The organism is Rhodovulum viride, assembly GCF_003265965.1.
GTDB lineage: Bacteria > Pseudomonadota > Alphaproteobacteria > Rhodobacterales > Rhodobacteraceae > Rhodovulum > Rhodovulum kholense.
This window is the reverse complement of sequence record NZ_MUAV01000002.1, coordinates 45,235-61,848: the sequence shown is the minus strand read 5'-3', so window position 1 is coordinate 61,848 and position 16,614 is coordinate 45,235. Positions and strand designations below refer to the sequence as shown.

13 protein-coding genes and 1 tRNA gene are annotated in these 16,614 nt (G+C 68.5%); 11 read left to right on the top strand and 3 right to left on the bottom strand.

What is annotated here, in order from left to right; translation table 11 throughout:
- From BYZ73_RS01695 to BYZ73_RS01685, 3 genes are all read right to left on the bottom strand, one after another.
- The gene (locus tag BYZ73_RS01695; protein WP_112314660.1) at positions 1 to 1,353 is read right to left on the bottom strand and encodes a sigma-54-dependent transcriptional regulator; all 1,353 of its coding nucleotides are present in this window, start codon (positions 1,351 to 1,353) and stop codon (positions 1 to 3) included.
- A gap of 470 nt (positions 1,354 to 1,823) precedes the next feature.
- Positions 1,824 to 1,897: transfer RNA gene (locus BYZ73_RS01690), tRNA-Gly, on the bottom strand.
- 110 nt (positions 1,898 to 2,007) lie between these two features.
- Positions 2,008 to 2,220 (bottom strand): DUF1127 domain-containing protein, encoded by a 213-nt coding sequence (locus BYZ73_RS01685; RefSeq protein WP_108024044.1) that lies wholly within the window; start codon positions 2,218 to 2,220, stop codon positions 2,008 to 2,010.
- Between the two features lie 312 nt (positions 2,221 to 2,532).
- Between BYZ73_RS01685 and BYZ73_RS01680 the strand changes: the two genes are divergently transcribed.
- The 11 genes from BYZ73_RS01680 to BYZ73_RS01630 all read left to right on the top strand — a co-directional run bounded on the left by BYZ73_RS01680 (position 2,533) and on the right by BYZ73_RS01630 (position 16,611).
- A complete protein-coding gene (locus tag BYZ73_RS01680; RefSeq protein ID WP_112314659.1) occupies positions 2,533 to 3,291 on the top strand; it encodes an SDR family NAD(P)-dependent oxidoreductase in 759 nt (252 codons plus the stop codon).
- A gap of 166 nt (positions 3,292 to 3,457) precedes the next feature.
- Positions 3,458 to 4,486, top strand: coding sequence for a BMP family protein (locus BYZ73_RS01675; protein ID WP_112314658.1), 1,029 nt, complete (start codon positions 3,458 to 3,460; stop codon positions 4,484 to 4,486).
- Positions 4,486 to 6,015, top strand: a complete 1,530-nt coding sequence (locus BYZ73_RS01670; RefSeq protein WP_112314657.1) for an ABC transporter ATP-binding protein — start codon at positions 4,486 to 4,488, stop codon at positions 6,013 to 6,015. Before BYZ73_RS01675 ends, BYZ73_RS01670 begins: the two co-directional genes overlap by 1 nt.
- Positions 6,005 to 7,051 (top strand): ABC transporter permease, encoded by a 1,047-nt coding sequence (locus tag BYZ73_RS01665; RefSeq protein WP_112314656.1) that lies wholly within the window; start codon positions 6,005 to 6,007, stop codon positions 7,049 to 7,051. The genes BYZ73_RS01670 and BYZ73_RS01665 overlap by 11 nt, the downstream gene beginning before the upstream one ends.
- Positions 7,051 to 7,995, top strand: a complete 945-nt coding sequence (locus BYZ73_RS01660) for an ABC transporter permease (RefSeq protein WP_112314655.1) — start codon at positions 7,051 to 7,053, stop codon at positions 7,993 to 7,995. Before BYZ73_RS01665 ends, BYZ73_RS01660 begins: the two co-directional genes overlap by 1 nt.
- A complete protein-coding gene (locus tag BYZ73_RS01655) occupies positions 7,996 to 9,279 on the top strand; it encodes an amidohydrolase family protein (protein WP_112314654.1) in 1,284 nt (427 codons plus the stop codon).
- Between the two features lie 47 nt (positions 9,280 to 9,326).
- Positions 9,327 to 10,652, top strand: coding sequence for a sensor histidine kinase (locus BYZ73_RS01650; protein WP_112314653.1), 1,326 nt, complete (start codon positions 9,327 to 9,329; stop codon positions 10,650 to 10,652).
- Positions 10,649 to 11,641 carry an NADH-quinone oxidoreductase subunit B family protein gene (locus tag BYZ73_RS01645; protein ID WP_112314652.1) on the top strand — a complete coding sequence of 331 codons (993 nt, stop codon included), beginning with the start codon at positions 10,649 to 10,651 and terminating at the stop codon, positions 11,639 to 11,641. The genes BYZ73_RS01650 and BYZ73_RS01645 overlap by 4 nt, the downstream gene beginning before the upstream one ends.
- Positions 11,638 to 13,065 carry a nickel-dependent hydrogenase large subunit gene (locus BYZ73_RS01640; RefSeq protein ID WP_112314651.1) on the top strand — a complete coding sequence of 476 codons (1,428 nt, stop codon included), beginning with the start codon at positions 11,638 to 11,640 and terminating at the stop codon, positions 13,063 to 13,065. The genes BYZ73_RS01645 and BYZ73_RS01640 overlap by 4 nt, the downstream gene beginning before the upstream one ends.
- Before the next feature lies 1 nt (position 13,066).
- Complete coding sequence (hypF, locus tag BYZ73_RS01635) at positions 13,067 to 15,304, top strand: carbamoyltransferase HypF (protein ID WP_112314650.1); 2,238 nt, start codon at positions 13,067 to 13,069, stop codon at positions 15,302 to 15,304.
- 212 nt (positions 15,305 to 15,516) lie between these two features.
- Complete coding sequence (locus BYZ73_RS01630) at positions 15,517 to 16,611, top strand: hydrogenase small subunit (protein ID WP_112314649.1); 1,095 nt, start codon at positions 15,517 to 15,519, stop codon at positions 16,609 to 16,611.
- Positions 16,612 to 16,614: the final 3 nt, after the last annotated feature.

Genomic DNA, 16,614 nt, shown 5'->3' with positions numbered 1-16,614 from the left:
CTAAAGGCCCCAGGCCGCGCATTTCCGGTCGATGGTCTTGCGCGAGACCCCCAGGCGGCGCGCCGCCTCGGACCGGTTGCCGTCCAGCGCCTGCAGAGCCCGCAGGATCTCGCGCCGCTCGATGTCCTCCAGGGGCGCGATCTCGGTGCCGGTCTGCGGCGGCCCCAGGGTTTCGACCGGAAAGCGCCCGAAGATCAGCGCGCGCTCGATGAAATTCTGCAATTCCCGGATGTTGCCTGGCCAGTCGTGGCGCAGCATGGCCGACCGCACGGACGAGGTCATGTCAAGCCGAGGCAGGTTCAGCGCGGCCGACAGTTCGGTCTGAAAAAGCTCGGCCAGCTCCAGAATGTCCGAACTCCGCTCTTTCAGGGCGGGCATCCGGACTTCGATCACGTTGATGCGGAACAACAGATCCTCGCGGAACCGCCCTTCCTGCACCGCCTTTTGCAGCGGTCTGGTCGAGGCGATCACGAAGCGCAGCTGAAGCTGTATGTCGCGCTCGGTGCCGATGGGGCGGATGACGCCGTCTTCGAGAACCCGAAGCAGCGCTGTCTGGGCATTGGCGCCCAGTTCGCTGACGTCGTCCAGAAAGACCGTCCCGCCCGAGGCCGAGGCCAGCAGGCCCTCGCGCCCGGACCGCGCGCCGGGAAACGCGCCCGCGGCATGGCCGAACAACTCGTATTCGATCATGTCGGCGGGGATCGCGCCGCACTGGATCGCCACGAAGGGGGCGCCGCTGCGGCCGGAATGGCAATGGATATGCCGCGCCGCGACCTCCTTGCCCGACCCGGACGCGCCCATGATCAGCACCGGAGTCGAAAGCGGCGCGACGCGCTCGAGGATCTGGCGCACCTCGGCAATGGCGGGCGACTGGCCGATCAGCTCGCGGCGGCGGGTCCCGGAGGCCCCGGTTTCAAGCTCGCGGCGCAAAAGGAAGTTTTCGCGTCTCAGCCTGGCCAGTTCCAGACAGCGGCCGACCGCGTTCAGGATCTGGTTCGACCGGAACGGTTTCAGCAGAAAATCGGAAACGCCGGCGCGCAGGGCCTCGATGGCGGTCTGCAGGTCGGCATAGGCGGTGATCATGATGGTGTCGGTGAACCCGCCCCGATCGCGCTGGGTTTGCAGCCAGTCGAGTCCCTTTCGGCCGGGCATCAGGTTGTCGAGGACCATCACGTCATATTGGCGGGCGGCCAGCAGCCGTTCTGCCGCCTCGGTGTCGGGCGCCTCGTCCACGGCGCGGCAAAGCGGTCGGAGCGTCTTGACCATGAAGTGCCGCATCCCGGGTTCGTCATCGACGATCAGGACGCTGGCCGTGCTCAGGAGGCTTGCGGTTTCTTCCCGATTTTCTGACATCCGATCCGCTTTTCGAAGCCCTTTGCACCTGCGTCTAGGTCGAGACGGGAGATCGGCGGGGCGCGGTGCCCCTGCCGCGCCGGAGAATCGCGTGCCACATCGGTCAGGTCATGCGCGCAGGGGCTTCGGCCCATTGCTCTCCGCCATGTGATCCTGGGATGTGCCCTGGATACGGGCGCGTTGCACGAGCCTCCCCTCTCGTGACTGTCCATGGTCGCAACCCTGCCTTCCCGGTCCCGGGCCGGTCGATCTTTCTCCCTGACAGAAAGGGCTAAAGGCGATGGAACGAGGACGCAAGCACCGAGGTGCCCGGGTGAGCGCATCCGGAGGTGGCGGTCATGCCGGGCGGCGCTGGGGCGAAAGGGGCCGGGCGCGAGGGCCGGATCGGGTCCGGTCCGGTACGCGCCAGGGCGCCGAAAGCGGTGAACCGTCTTCGGCACGGGCATGTCGCATCAAGGATTGGTATAGCCTGGAGCGGGTAGCGGGAATCGAACCCGCGCCAAGAGCTTGGAAGGCTCGTGTGATACCATTTCACCATACCCGCGAAAGGCCCGACACAGGTATGTCACGTCCCTCATCGGGTCAAGCGGCTTGTGCATCCGCATCGCCTGACGGGGGAAGCGGGGATGGCCCGCGCCGCCCTGAAGGCGGGCCTCAGGCGTTGCGGGCGGCCTCGGCGGCAATCGCGCGGATGTCGCAGCGGAAGATGCCCAGATCTTTCAGGTCGCGGTCGGACAGGGCCGAAAGCTCGCGAACGGTCTGGCGGCGGATGCTGCTGCGGCGGCCGATCTGGAGAAGGGTCTCGGCGAGGGCCGAAAGGCGGAAGGAAAGGGCCGAATTCGGCGCGGCCTGGGTCAGGCTGGTCATGGGAATATCCTCTGTTCGTGCGAGCCCGACATCTATGGAATTTCTGCGCGCGCACAATCGACGACGCGGAATTGCCGCCATGCAGCCCCTGCAACAGGCGCATCGGATCGCCGCTCTGCTGCCCGGGATCTGCCGCAAACGGCGCCATACGCCCAGAAAGCGCCCGGCTTTTCGCGGCCGGGCCTGGTCAAATCGGTCCAGGCCCCCTTGGCGGCGCCGAATCGGGCAGGGATGGCGTCGGGTTTCGGCGGCTTGACGCGGGCCTCGCGGCTTTCAGAATGGCACTCGGAGCGCAGGGCAGGGAGGACAGACATGACCCGCGATTTCGCCATCTACCCCAGTCTCAGGGGGCGCCGGGTCTTTGTGACCGGCGGGGCCTCGGGCATCGGCGCCGAGATCGTCGCGGCCTTCGCCGCGCAGGGCGCGCGGGTGGGATTTGTCGATCTGGACGGCGCGGCGGCCGGGGCGCTTTGCGACCGGCTGGGGGGCGAGGTCCATCACGAAACCTGCGATCTGCGCGACATCGCTGCGCTCAGGGACGCTTTCGCCGCGCTGAAGGCCCGGATCGGACCGGCCGAGGTGCTGGTCAACAATGCCGCCCGCGACGACCGTCACGACTGGGCCGAGGTCACGCCCGACTACTGGGACGAGCGCATGGCCACCAACCTGCGCCACATGTTCTTCGCGATCCAGGCCGTGGCCCCCGACATGATCGCGGCGGGCGGCGGGGCCATCGTCAACCTCGCCTCGAATTCCTGGATGGAGGCGGTGGGCGGCTTTCCCGCCTACGCGACCGCCAAGGCGGCGGTGCACGGGCTCACCCGGACCCTCGCGCGCGATCTCGGCCCGCACCGGATCCGGGTCAATACCGTGGTCCCCGGCTGGATCATGACCGAGCGGCAGAAGGCCCTCTGGGTCACGCCCGAGAAGCTGGAACAGCATCGCAGGCGGCAATGCCTGCCCGACCTGATCGACCCGGTCTATGTGGCGCGGATGGTCCTGTTCCTGAGTTCGGACGATGCCGCCATGTGCAGCGCCAGCAATTACATGGTCGAGGCCGGGTCGATCTGACCGCCCGGGGCGCTGCCCATCCGGCGGGCAGGTGACCCAAGGCTGCCCGGGAAACGAGCGGACTTCCCTTCGCCGGACGACCGTGCCACTCTCGACCCATTCAAAAACCCCTCCGATGGCGCCGAATGCGGCCAGTGACGGGGATTCAAGTACAGGGGAAGATCGAATGGCGAAAACGCGGGACGGGATCGCGATCGGGCGGCGTGGATTGCTGCTTGGCAGCGCCGGGGCGGTTGCGGCGGCGGGGCTGGGGCTCTGGCCGCGGCGCGGACTGGCGGCAGAGCCGATCAGCGTTGCGGGCATCTACACGGTCCCGGTGGAACAGCAATGGGTGAGCCGTCTGCACAAGGCCGCCGAGGCCGCAAAGGCAGCCGGGCTGATCGAATATACCTTCAGCGAGAACACCGCCAATACCGACTATCCGCGGGTGATGCGCGAATATGCCGAAGCCGGAGTTCAGCTGATCATGGGAGAGATCTTCGGGGTCGAACAGGAGGCCCGCGAGGTCGTGCTGGACTATCCCGAGACGGCGTTCCTGCTGGGGTCCTCCTTCCCGCCGGACGACGCCTATCCGAACCTCGCGGTGTTCGACAACTACATCCAGGATGCCTCGTACCTGTCGGGCATCGTCGCGGGCGCGATGAGCCAGAGCGGCAATATCGGCATGGTCGGCGGTTTCCCGATCCCCGAGGTGAACCGGCTGATGCATGCCTTCATGGCGGGCGTGCGCGAGGTGAAACCCGATGCCACCTTCCAGGTCAGTTTCATCGGGTCGTGGTTCGACCCGCCGAAAGCCAAGGAAACCGCCTTCGCGATGATCGAGAACGGCGCCGATCTGCTTTATGCCGAACGCTTCGGCGTGTCGGACGCCGCGCAGGAAAAGGGCGTGCTGGCCATCGGCAACGTCATCGACACCCAGGCCGACTATCCCGACACCGTGGTCGCCTCGGCGCTCTGGCATTTCGGGCCGACCCTGCAGGCCGCGCTTGACCGCATCGCTGCGGGCACCTTCGAGGCGGCCGATTACGGGGCCTATTCCTTCATGAAGGAAGGCGGCTGTTCGCTGGCGCCGCTCGGGACCTTCGCGGGCAAGGTGCCGCAATCGGCGCTCGATCTGGTCGCCGAGCGCGAGGCCGCGATCAAGGCCGGCAGCTTTACCGTCGAGATCAACGATACCGAGCCCAAGTCGTCCTGATGCCCGATCTGCGACCGGTCGTCCTGAAGCTTGAGGGGATTACCAAGCGCTTCGGGACGCTCACCGCCAATGACGCTATCGGCTTCGCCCTGCACAAGGGCGAGGTCCTGGCCCTGCTGGGCGAAAATGGCGCGGGCAAGACCACGCTGATGAACATCCTCTTCGGCCATTACACGGCCGATGCGGGCACGGTCGAGGTCATGGGGCAGGCCCTGCCGCCCGGCCAGCCCGGCGCGGCGCTGGCCGCGGGCGTCGGCATGGTGCACCAGCATTTCACGCTGGCGGGCAATCTGACCGTGACCGAGAATATCCTGATCGGGACCCGCCCGCTCTGGCGCGGCGGGCTCGGCCGGGCCGAGGCGCGGGCGCGGATCGCGGCGCTGTCGCGCGATTTCGGCCTTGCGGTCCACCCCGAGGCGAAGGTCCGGACCTTGTCCGTGGGCGAATGCCAGCGGGTCGAGATCCTGAAGGCGCTCTATCGCGACGCGCGAGTGCTGATCCTGGATGAACCGACCGCCGTGCTGACCCCGCAGGAAACCGACGCGCTCTTCGCCACCCTGAAGAAGGCCGTGGCCCAGGGCCTGTCGATCATCTTCATTTCGCACAAGCTGCACGAGGTGATGGCGGTTTCGGACCGGGTCATCGTCTTGCGCCATGGCCGCGTCGCGGGCGAGGTCGCCACCGCCGAGACCGACCGCCACCGGCTGGCCGAGATGATGGTGGGCGCCGAGGTGCGCCTGCCCGCGCCGTCGCTGGCCCGTCCGGGGGCTGCGCTGATGGAACTGGACGCCGTCTCGACGCCCCCCGAGGGCACCCGCCCCGGGCTGAAATCGGTCAGCCTTGCGCTCCGGGCCGGGCAGATCACCGGGCTTGCCGGGGTGTCGGGCAACGGGCAGGGGGCGCTGGCCGATCTGGTCTCGGGACTCGTCGCACCCTCTGCCGGGCGGTTCGAAGTTGCGAGCGCGCGTGTCGAGCGCTGGTCGCCCCGTGCCGCCTTGCAGGCGGGTGTCGGCCGCATCCCCGAGGACCGGCACGCGACCGGGTCCATCGCCGATTTCACCCTGACCGAGAACGCGGTGCTGGAAGACTATGCCCGTCCGCCCTATAGCCGCCGGGGCTGGATGAACTGGCGCGCCGCCCGCGCCCATGCCGAGAAGATCATCAAAGACTATGACGTCCGCTGTCCGGGCTCCGAGGCCCGCATCCGCCTTCTGTCCGGGGGCAACATGCAGAAACTGATCCTGGGCCGGGCGCTGGAAACCGCGCCGCGGATCATCCTGGCGAACCAGCCGGTGCGGGGCCTCGATATCGGCGCGCTGACCTATGTGCAGGACCGTCTGATCGCGGCGCGCGACGGCGGCGCGGCCGTTCTGCTGATTTCCGAGGATCTGGACGAGATCCTGGCGCTGTCGGACGTGATCCATGTGATGTCCGAGGGGCGGCTGTCGCCCGGCTTCCCGAGGGGGACGAAGACCCCGGCCGAGCTGGGCGTCTGGATGGCCGGACAGGGGTTTGACCATGCGGCTTGAACCGGTCCGGAACGCCTCGCTGGCGCGCCGCCTTGGCCTGCCGCTTCTGGCGCTGGCCTTCACCGTGATCGTGGCCTCGGTCCTGGCACGGCTGGCGGGGGCCGATCCCTTCGCGACGCTGGGGCTGATCCTGAAAGGCGCGGCCGGGTCGAAATTCGCGCTGCTCGAGACGCTGAACCGCGCGACGCCGCTGATCTTCACAGGGCTTGCCGTGGCCGTCGCCTTCCGGGCGAAGCTGTGGAACATCGGCGCCGAGGCGCAGCTTTACGCGGGTGCGCTGATGACGGTGCTGGTCGGCACGCAACTTGGCCTGCCGGGGCCGGTTGCGATCCCCGCGATGGCGCTGGCGGCGATCCTTGCGGGCGCGCTGGTGCTGCTGGGGCCTGCGGTCCTGAAACTCAGGCTTGGCGTCGACGAGGTCGTCACCACGCTTTTGCTGAACTTCATCATGCTGCTGGTCATCTCGATGCTGCTGGAAGGCCCGCTGAAGGACCCGATGGGCATGGGCTGGCCGAAATCGCCGCCCATCCCGCGCGACGCGCGGCTGCCGCGCCTGATCGAGGGGCTGAGGCTGCACTGGGGGTTCGGGCTGGCGCTGATCGCGGCGGTGTCGGTCTGGCTGATCCAGATCCGCACCACGCTCGGCTATGAGATCCGCGCCGTGGGGCTGAACCCGCAGGCCGCGCGCTTTGCGGGCATCCCGGTCAACCGGGTGATCGTCAAGACCGCGCTTCTGTCGGGCGGGCTTGCGGCGCTGGCGGGCTTCTCCGAGGTCGCGGGGCTCAAGGGCAACCTGACCCTGGATCTGAGCCCGGGCTTTGGCTACACCGGCATCGTCGTCGCCATGCTGGCGCTTCTGCACCCGCTGGGCGTCGTCGTCTCGGCGATCTTCGTGGCGGGCGTATTCGTCGGCGCCAACAGCATGAGCCGCGCGGCCGACGTGCCCACCTATATCGCCGATATCTCGGTCGCGGTGGCGCTGCTGTCGATGGTGCTGGCGATCCTGCTGACGAAATTCCGCGTGGTGAGGGGCTGATGGAGATCCTCGACATCCTTCTGTCGGCCAGCTTCTGGGCTGCCGTGCTGCGCATCGCCTCGCCGCTGATCTTCGCCACCATGGGGGAACTCATCTGCGAACGCGCGGGCGTTCTGAACCTCGGGATCGAGGGGATCATGGTCGCGGGCGCCTTCGCGGGCTGGATGGCCGTCTATGCGGGGCTCGGGCTCTGGCCGGGGCTGCTGGTCGCGCTTCTGACCGGCATGGCCTTCGGCGCGCTGCACGGGCTTCTGACCGTGCCCTTCGGGCTGTCTCAGCACGTCGTGGGCCTCGGCATCACTATGCTCGCGACCTCCAGCGCCTATTATGCCTACCGCCTGTCGCTGCCCGAGGTCACCAGCCCGCCCCGGATCGAGCCGTTCCAGCCCGTCCACATCCCCGGGCTCTCGGATCTGCCTTTCTTCGGCGAGGCGCTCTTTTCCCAGACGGCGCTGACCTATCTGGCCTTCGCGATTGTGATCGCCGTCGCGCTGATCCTCTATCGCACCCCGCTGGGGCTGGCGCTGAGGGCCGCGGGCGAGAACCCCTCGGCGGTCGAGGCGCAGGGCCTGTCGGTCACCGCGATCCGCATCGGCGCGGTGATGGCCGGGTCGGGCCTGATGGCCATGGGCGGCGCCTTCCTGACCATGTCGGCCTTTTCGTCCTTCTTCTTCGAGATGGTGAACGGGCGCGGCTGGATCTGCATCGCGCTGGTCGTCTTCGGTGCGTGGCGTCCGGGCAAGGCCTTGATCGGTGCGCTCTTGTTCGCGGCCTTCGACGCGCTACAGATCAGGCTTCAGCAGACGCCTCTTGGCGCCGACATACCCTATCAGGTCTTCCTGATGGTGCCCTATGCGCTGTCGATCCTGGCGCTGGTCCTGATGTCGCGCCGGGCCGAGGTGCCTGCCGCCCTGATGACACCCTTCAATCGCGGAGACCGCTAAATGGCCGAGTTCGACCTTCTGATCACCGATGGCAATCTTCCAGACGGACAGGTGGCGGATATCGGGATCGTGAAGGACCGTATCGCCGCGATCGGCGATCTGTCGGGCTCGACCGCCGGGCGGGTGATCGACGCGGCGGGCGATCTCGTGTCTCCGCCCTTCGTCGATCCGCATTTCCACATGGACGCGACGTTGTCCTACGGCACGCCGCGGATCAACGCTTCGGGCACGCTGCTGGAGGGCATCGCTCTGTGGGGCGAGCTGAAAGAGATCGCGACCGTCGATCAGATGGTCGAGCGCGCGCTGGCCTATTGCGACTGGGCGGTCAGCATGGGCCTTCTGGCGATCCGCAGCCATGTGGACACCTGCGATGACAGCCTGAAGGGGGTCGAGGCGATGTTGCAGGTGCGCGAGACGGTCAAACCCTATCTCGACCTGCAACTGGTGGCTTTCCCGCAAGACGGATTCCTGCGCGACCCGACCGCGAAGGCCAACACGCTCCGCGCGCTCGACATGGGCGTCGATGTGGTCGGCGGCATCCCGCATTTCGAGCGCACGATGGAGGATGGCCGGGCCTCGGTGCGAGAACTGTGCGAGATCGCGGCAGAGCGCGGGTTGCTCGTCGACATGCATTGCGACGAGACTGACGATCCGCTCAGCCGCCATGTGGAAACGCTGGCTTACGAGGCGCAGCGGCTGGGCCTTCAGGGCCGGGTCAATGGCAGCCACCTGACCTCGATGCATTCGATGGACAACTACTATGTGTCCAAGCTCTTGCCGCTGATGGCCGAGGCGGGCCTGTCGGCGGTGCCGAACCCGCTGATCAACATCGTGATCCAGGGCCGCCACGACAGTTTCCCGAAACGGCGCGGCCTGACCCGGGTCAAGGAGATGCAGGCCCATGGCATCACCGTCGGCTGGGGCCAGGACTGCGTCCGCGACCCGTGGTATCCGCTGGGCACCGCCGACATGCTGGACGTGGCCTTCATGGGGCTGCATGTGGCGCAGATGACCTCGCCCGCCGAGATGCGGCTCTGCTTCGAGATGGCCACCACCGAAAGCGCGAAGATCCTGCATCTGGAGGGCTACGGGCTTTACGAGGGCGCCCGGGCCTCGCTGGTGATCCTCGATGCGGGCGACGCGATCGAGGCGATCCGGCTGCGGCCCGCCCGGCTGGCGGTGATCTCGAAAGGCAGGGTGGTGTCCGAGACGCCGCGAGCCGATGCGAGGCTCGACCTGCCGGGACGCCCGGCGGGCGTGCGCCGCCGCCACCACGCGAATTGATTTGCGGCGGCCGACGCGGCCTGTATCCTCCGCCTGAAGGAGGACCGATGGCGCGGGACATCACCAGGGGCCTCGTCTCCGGCGAGGGCGAGTTTTCGGACGCGGTCTGGGCCGAGGTGCTGTCCGCCGTCGACCGCACCTATGCCGATCTCATCGACTATCAGGAGCGACTCGAGGCCAAGAACGCCGAACTGGAAACCATGCGTTCCTTCCTCGGCTCGATCCTCGCCTCGGTCTCGGACGTGCTGATCGTGGTGTCGCGCTCGGGCCGCGTCGAGGAGGTGTCGGCCTCGCTGGCCGCGCGCACCGGGGCGTCGACGGCGGGCTTTGCCGGCCGGCCGGTGGCCGAGCTTTTCGCCGAAGCCGACCGCCCGGCGCTGGTCGCGGCGATGAAGCGGGCGGCACTCGACCGCCGTCCGGTCACGCTTGAGGCCGGGCTGATCGCGGCCGGGGACACCACGCCGCTGGAACTGTCGCTGTCGCCCCGGCTGGACGAGCGCGCCCGGGTCACCGGGCATGTGCTGACCGGCCGACCCTTGGGCGAGCTGCGTCAGGCCTATGCCCAGCTTGCCGCCAGTCATGACGAGCTGAAGGCCGCGCAGACCCTTCTGGTGCGGAACGAAAAGCTGGCCTCGCTGGGCCGGTTGCTGGCGGGGGTGGCGCATGAGCTGAACAACCCGATCAGCTTCGTCTATGCCAACGCCCATGCGCTTGACCGCTATGCCACCAAGTTCGAGACCTACTTCGACCGGGTGCAGGCCGGGGCAGACCGGGCCGACCTGGTGCGGCTGCGCGAGGACCTGCGGCTCGACCGCGAGATCCGCAATCTGCGCGAGGCGGTGGCGGGCGCGCGCGACGGGGCCGAGCGGGTGCGCGACATCGTCGAGGACCTGCGGCGGCTGTCGTCGGACGGGGCGGGAGAAATGGAGGCCTTCGATCTGGCCGAAACCGCCCGCATCGCCGCCAGCTGGGTCATGCGCGGGTCGAAACGCGCGGTCGGGATCGGCTTTCCCGTCAGCGCGCCGGTGATGGCGCTGGGCCGTCCCGGCCATGTCCAGCAGGTGGTGATGAACCTCGTGCAGAACGCGCTTGATGCGGTCGAGGAGGGCGGTCATGTCGATCTGTCGGTCGCGGCCGAAGGCGGGCGCGCGGTGCTGAGCGTGGCCGATGACGGCCCGGGTGTGCCCGACGCCGTCCGGACGCTGATCTTCGATCCCTTCTTCACCACCAAGGCGGTCGGGCAGGGCACCGGGCTCGGCCTCGCGATCAGCGCCAAGATCGCCGAGGAACATGGCGGCCAGTTGCGGCTTTGCCCGACCGACAAGGGCGCCTGTTTCCGCATCGACCTGCCGCTGGCCGAGGGCGCGGCATGAATGTGCTCTGGTTGCAGGCGGCGGGCTGCGGCGGCTGCACCATGTCGCTGCTTTGCGCCGAAAGCCCCTCGCTGCCCGATCTGATGGCGGGCGCGGGGCTCCGGTTTCTCTGGCATCCCTCGCTTTCCGTCGAAACCGGGGCCGAGGCGCGCGCGCTTCTGGACCGGGCGGCCGAGGGCGAGATCCCGCTCGACATCCTTTGCGTCGAGGGGGCGGTCGCGCGCGGGCCGAACGGCACCGGGCGCTACCAGATGCTGTCGGGCACCGGACGGTCGATGCTCGACTGGGTCGACCGGCTGGCGCATCGTGCCGAGCATGTGGTGGCGGTGGGGTCCTGCGCGGCCTTCGGCGGCGTGACCAGCGCGGGCGGCAACCCCTCGGACGCGGCCGGGCTGCAATTCGAGGGCGCGCATCCGGGCGGCATCCTCGCGGCCGATTTCCGCGGCCGGGGCGGCTTGCCGGTGATCAACGTCGCGGGATGTCCGACCCATCCCGACTGGGTCGGCGAGACGCTGATGCTGCTGGCGGCGGGCGCGCTCGGCCCTGCCGATCTCGACGATTTTGCCCGGCCCCGCTTTTATGCCGAGCATCTGGTGCATCACGGCTGTCCGCGCAACGAGTTCTACGAATACAAGGCCAGCGCCACCACGCTGTGCGAGATGGGCTGCATGATGGAACATCTGGGCTGCGTCGGCACCCAGGCGGTGGGCGATTGCAACATCCGGCCCTGGAACGGGCAGGGCAGCTGTACCCGGGCGGGCTATCCCTGCATCTCCTGCACCGCGCCCGAATTCGAGGAACCGCGCCACGCCTTCACCGCGACGCCCAAAGTCGCGGGCATTCCCGTGGGCCTGCCCGCCGACATGCCCAAGGCCTGGTTCATGGCGCTGGCCTCGCTGTCGAAGGCCGCGACGCCCGAGCGGCTGTCGAGGAACGCCGTCTCCGACCGGGTCGAGGTGCTGCCCGGACCGAGGAAGCCCCGCACATGACCGGCGCACGGCTGATCGTCGGCCCCTTCAACCGGGTCGAGGGCGATCTCGAGGTGCATCTCGATGTCGAGGACGGCCGGGTGCGTGCCGCGCGGGTGAACGCGCCGCTTTATCGCGGGTTCGAACGGATGCTGCTGGGTCGCCCGGCCTCGGACGCGCTGACGCTGACGCCCAGGATCTGCGGCATCTGCTCGATCAGCCAGTCGGCGGCGGCGGCCCGGGCGCTGGCTGCGGTGGGCGCCCACACGCCTGCGCCGCAGGGCGCCGCGATGGCCGCACTGATCCATGCGGTCGAGAACGTCTCGGACCATCTCTTCCATTTCAACCTGTTCTTCATGCCCGATTTCGCGCGGCCCGCCTATGCCGACCGTCCCTGGCATCCCCGCGCGGTCGAGCGCTTCACGTCAGGCGCGGGCACGGCCCAGCGCGCGGCCATCGAGGCGCGGGCGGCGCTTTTGCATATCCTCGGCACCCTGGCTGGCAAATGGCCCCATACGCTGGCGATCCAGCCCGGCGGCGTCACCCGCGCGCCCGGCCCGCGCGACAAGGTGCGGATCATGGCGACGCTCACCGCCTTCCGTCGCTATCTGGAAGGAACGCTGTTCGGTGCCCCGCTCGAAGCCTTCGCAGCCCTTGAGACCCGCGCCGCGCTGCTGCGCTGGGCGCAGGGCGATGCGGGGCTGTTTCTGGAGATCGCCGCCGATCTCGATCTCGAGGCTCTGGGCCGGGGATCGGGGCGGTATCTGTCTTTCGGGGCCTATCCGCTGGCCGAGGGGCATGGGTTCGCTCCCGGGATCTGGCGCGCGGGCGGGCTGTCGCCTCTCGATCTTGGCGGGATGGTCGAGGATGTCTCGCATGCCTGGATGCTGGGCGGCGCCGCGCATCCGGCCGCGGGCCAGACCCTGCCGGACGACGAGATGCGCGAGACCGCCTACAGCTGGTGCAAGGCGCCGCGGCTGGGCGGGCTCGGCTACGAGACGGGCGCGCTGGCGCGGCAGGTCGTGGCGGGCCATCCGCTGGCGCGCGATCTGGCGGGGGGCGGCGTTCTGGCCCGGGTCGCGGGGCGGCTTCTGGACCTCGCGCGGACCCAGATCCTGATGGAGGATCTGGTCCGCGATCTTGATACCGGCGCCGCCTTCATGGACCCGGCGCCCGAGATCCGCGACGGTGCGGGCGCAGGCCTCGTCGAGGCCGCGCGCGGTGCGCTGGGCCATTGGCTGAGGGTCGAGAACGGCCGCATCGCCGCCTATCAGATCGTGGCGCCCACCACCTGGAATTTCAGCCCGCGCGATGCCTCGGGCACACCCGGTCCGCTGGAGGCCGCGCTGGAAGGCGCGCCGGTCGCGCCGGGCGAGGACACGCCGCTATCGGTTCAGCATATCGTGCGCAGCTTCGATCCCTGCATGGTCTGCACGGTGCATTAGGGTGGAAACTGGCCTCGAGATCAGGGTCCGGGGCCAGGTGCAGGGCGTGGGCTTTCGCCCCTTCGTCTGGCAGCTCGCGCAGGAATTCGGCCTGTGCGGCGAGGTCTTCAACGATGCCGAAGGGGTGCTGATCCGCGTTGCGGGCGGCGATCTCGTGGCGTTTCAGGCGGCGCTGACCGCGCGGGCGCCCGCGCTGTCCCGCATCGACGCGGTCGAGGCGCGGGACTGGGCCGTTGCCGTCGTGCCCGAAACCTTCGCCATCGTGCCCAGCCGCGGGCAGGGCGCCGAGACCCGCGTCGCGCCCGACGCCGCGACCTGCCCGGACTGTCTGGCCGAGATCCGTGGCGCGGGCCGCAGGCGGGGTTATGCCTTCACCAACTGCACCCAATGCGGGCCGCGCTTCACGATCCTGCGCCAGTTGCCCTATGACCGGGCCCGGACCACCATGGCGGAATTTCCGATGTGTCCCGCCTGTCGTGCCGAGTACCAAAATCCCGCCGACCGCCGGTTTCATGCCCAGCCCATCGCCTGCCCCGACTGCGGGCCCCGGCTCTGGCTGGAGCGGGACGGCGCCGAGCTGCCCGGCGATCCCGTCGCGGGCGCGGCCGATCTGCTGGCCCGGGGCGCGATCCTGGCGGTCAAGGGGCTGGGCGGGTTCCATCTGGCCTGCGACGCGGGCAATGCGGAGGCGGTGGACCGGCTGCGCGCCCGCAAGCGCCGGCCTGCGAAACCCTTCGCGCTGATGGCGCGCACGGCCGATCTGGCGGGGTTTTGCGCGCCGACGTCGGCCGATCTGGCGTTGATGCGGGACCCGGCCGCGCCCATCGTGCTGGTACCCGGCACCGGCGCCTTGCCTGAAACCGTCGCGCCCGGCATGCGCCATCTGGGGGTCATGCTGCCCTATACGCCGCTCCATCACCTGTTGCTCGATGCGGTGGGGCGGCCGTTGGTGATGACCTCGGGCAATCTGTCGGGCGAGCCGCAGGCGATCGGCAATGACGAGGCACGGGCCAAGCTCGCGGCTTTTGCCGATGCCTTCCTGATGCATGACCGCGACATTGCCCGGCGGCTTGACGACAGCGTCGAGCGGGCCGATCCGCCGATGGTGCTGCGCCGGGCGCGGGGGCGGGGGCCGGGCACGCTGTCCCTGCCTGCGGGGTTCGAGGAGGCACCGCAGGTGCTGGCCCTGGGCGGGCAGATGAAATCGGCGATCTGTCTTTTGAAGGGCGGACAGGCATTGCTGTCGCATCACCTGGGCGAGCTGGACGAGGCGCTGACCTGGGAGGAGTTCCTGACCGCCATCGCCGATTACGGCAGGCTGTTCGATCACCGCCCGGCCCGGGTCGCCTGCGATGCCCATCCCGGCTATCGCGCGACGCAGCATGCCCGGACGCTGGGGCTGCCCGTGATTGAGGTTCAGCACCACCACGCCCATCTGGCCGCCTGTCTGGCCGAGAATGGCTGGCCGCGCGATGGCGGGCCGGTGGCGGGCATCGTGCTGGACGGCACCGGCTATGGCCCCGACGGCACGGTCTGGGGCGGCGAGCTGTTGCTGGGCGACTATCGCGCGGTCGAAAGGGTGGGGCATCTGGCTCCGGCGCCTTTGCCCGGCGGCGATGCCGCGGCGCACGAGCCCTGGCGGAACCTGCTGGTGCGGCTCGATGCGGCGGGGCTGGCCGGCGTCGCGGACCGGATGTTGCCCGACGCCCCGCGCGACACGGTGCGGGCGGCGGTCCGGGCCGGGTTGAACGCGCCCTTGTCCTCCTCGGCCGGGCGGCTTTTCGATGCGGTCGCAGCGGCGCTTGGGCTGTGCCCCGGACGGCAGAGCTATGAGGGCGAGGCGGCGATGCGGCTCGAGGCGCTGGCGGGCGATGTTCTGGCCGACTGGCCCTATGCCTTCGAGGGGCTCGATCCGGTGCCACTGATTCGCGCTATGGTTGCGGACCTCGACGCGGGTTGCCCGAAGCCGCTGATCGCGGCCCGAGTCCATGCCGGTCTGGCGCGGGCCTTTGCCGAACCGGCAAAAGCTCTTGTCGAGTCCGGCCAGGCCCGCGCCGTCGCGTTGTCGGGCGGCTGTTTTCAGAACGCGCGGCTGCTGTCCGAGATGCTGTCTTTCTTACGCAGCGTCAAGGTCTTGATCCATAGGGATACTCCGGCGAACGACGGCGGGTTGGCGCTGGGTCAGGCGCTTGTTGCCGCATCCGGCGAATTGCCGCAGATGGAAAGAAGCCGATCCTGAAAGTGTTTTTGTCGGTAAGGGAATTTCCGGTCAATCTGGCGCGCTGTTCCGGATTAAGACATGTAAATATCTGAAATAGAACGCAATTAACGCGATCTTAAAGATCCTGAGGAAACCCTTGCTGGTGCCGGGCGCGCTCTGTTTGCATGCACTGGCATACTGAACCTTCCGCGCGCCGCCGCGGCGCCGGGTCATTGGACGGGAGGACCGACTTGGCCGAAATCGAGACATTCTATGAGGTGATGCGCCGCCAGGGGATCACCCGGCGCAGCTTCATGAAGTATTGTTCGCTCACGGCGGCGGCGCTGGGGCTGGGACCCGCCTTCGTGCCGAAGATCGCCCATGCGATGGAAACCAAGCCGCGGACCCCCGTGATCTGGGTGCATGGGCTCGAATGCACCTGCTGTTCTGAAAGCTTCATCCGCTCGGCCCATCCGCTGGCCAAGGATGTGGTGCTGTCGATGATCTCGCTCGATTACGACGACACGCTGATGGCGGCGGCGGGCCATGCGGCCGAGGCGGCGCTGGAAGACACGATCGAGAAATACAAGGGCAACTACATCCTCGCCGTGGAAGGGAACCCGCCGCTGAACGAGGACGGGATGTTCTGCATCATCGGCGGCAAGCCCTTCGTCGAGCAGCTGCGCCATGCGGCCCGGCATGCCAAGGCGATCATCTCCTGGGGGGCCTGCGCGTCCTATGGTTGCGTGCAGGCGGCGGCCCCGAACCCGACCCGCGCGACGCCGGTGCACAAGGTCATCACCGACAAGCCGATCATCAAGGTACCGGGCTGCCCGCCCATCGCCGAGGTCATGACCGGCGTCATCACCTACATGCTGACCTTCGACCGCATGCCCGATCTCGACCGCCAGGGGCGGCCGAAGATGTTCTATTCCCAGCGCATCCACGACAAGTGCTACCGCCGCCCGCATTTCGACGCGGGCCAGTTCGTCGAGAACTGGGACGACGAATACGCGCGCAAGGGCTATTGCCTCTACAAGATGGGCTGCAAGGGCCCGACCACCTACAACGCCTGTTCCACCGTGCGCTGGAACGAGGGCGTCAGCTTCCCGATCCAGTCGGGCCATGGCTGCATCGGCTGTTCCGAGGACGGGTTCTGGGACCAAGGGTCGTTCTATGACCGGCTGACCACGATCAAGCAGTTCGGGATCGAGGCCACGGCCGATCAGATCGGCTTTACCGCCGCCGGGGCAGTGGGCGCGGGCATCGTCGCCCATGTCGCCGCCTCAGCCCTGAAACGGGCCCAGAAGAAGTCCCAGGACGCCGCGAAGAAAGAGGAGGTGTAAGCC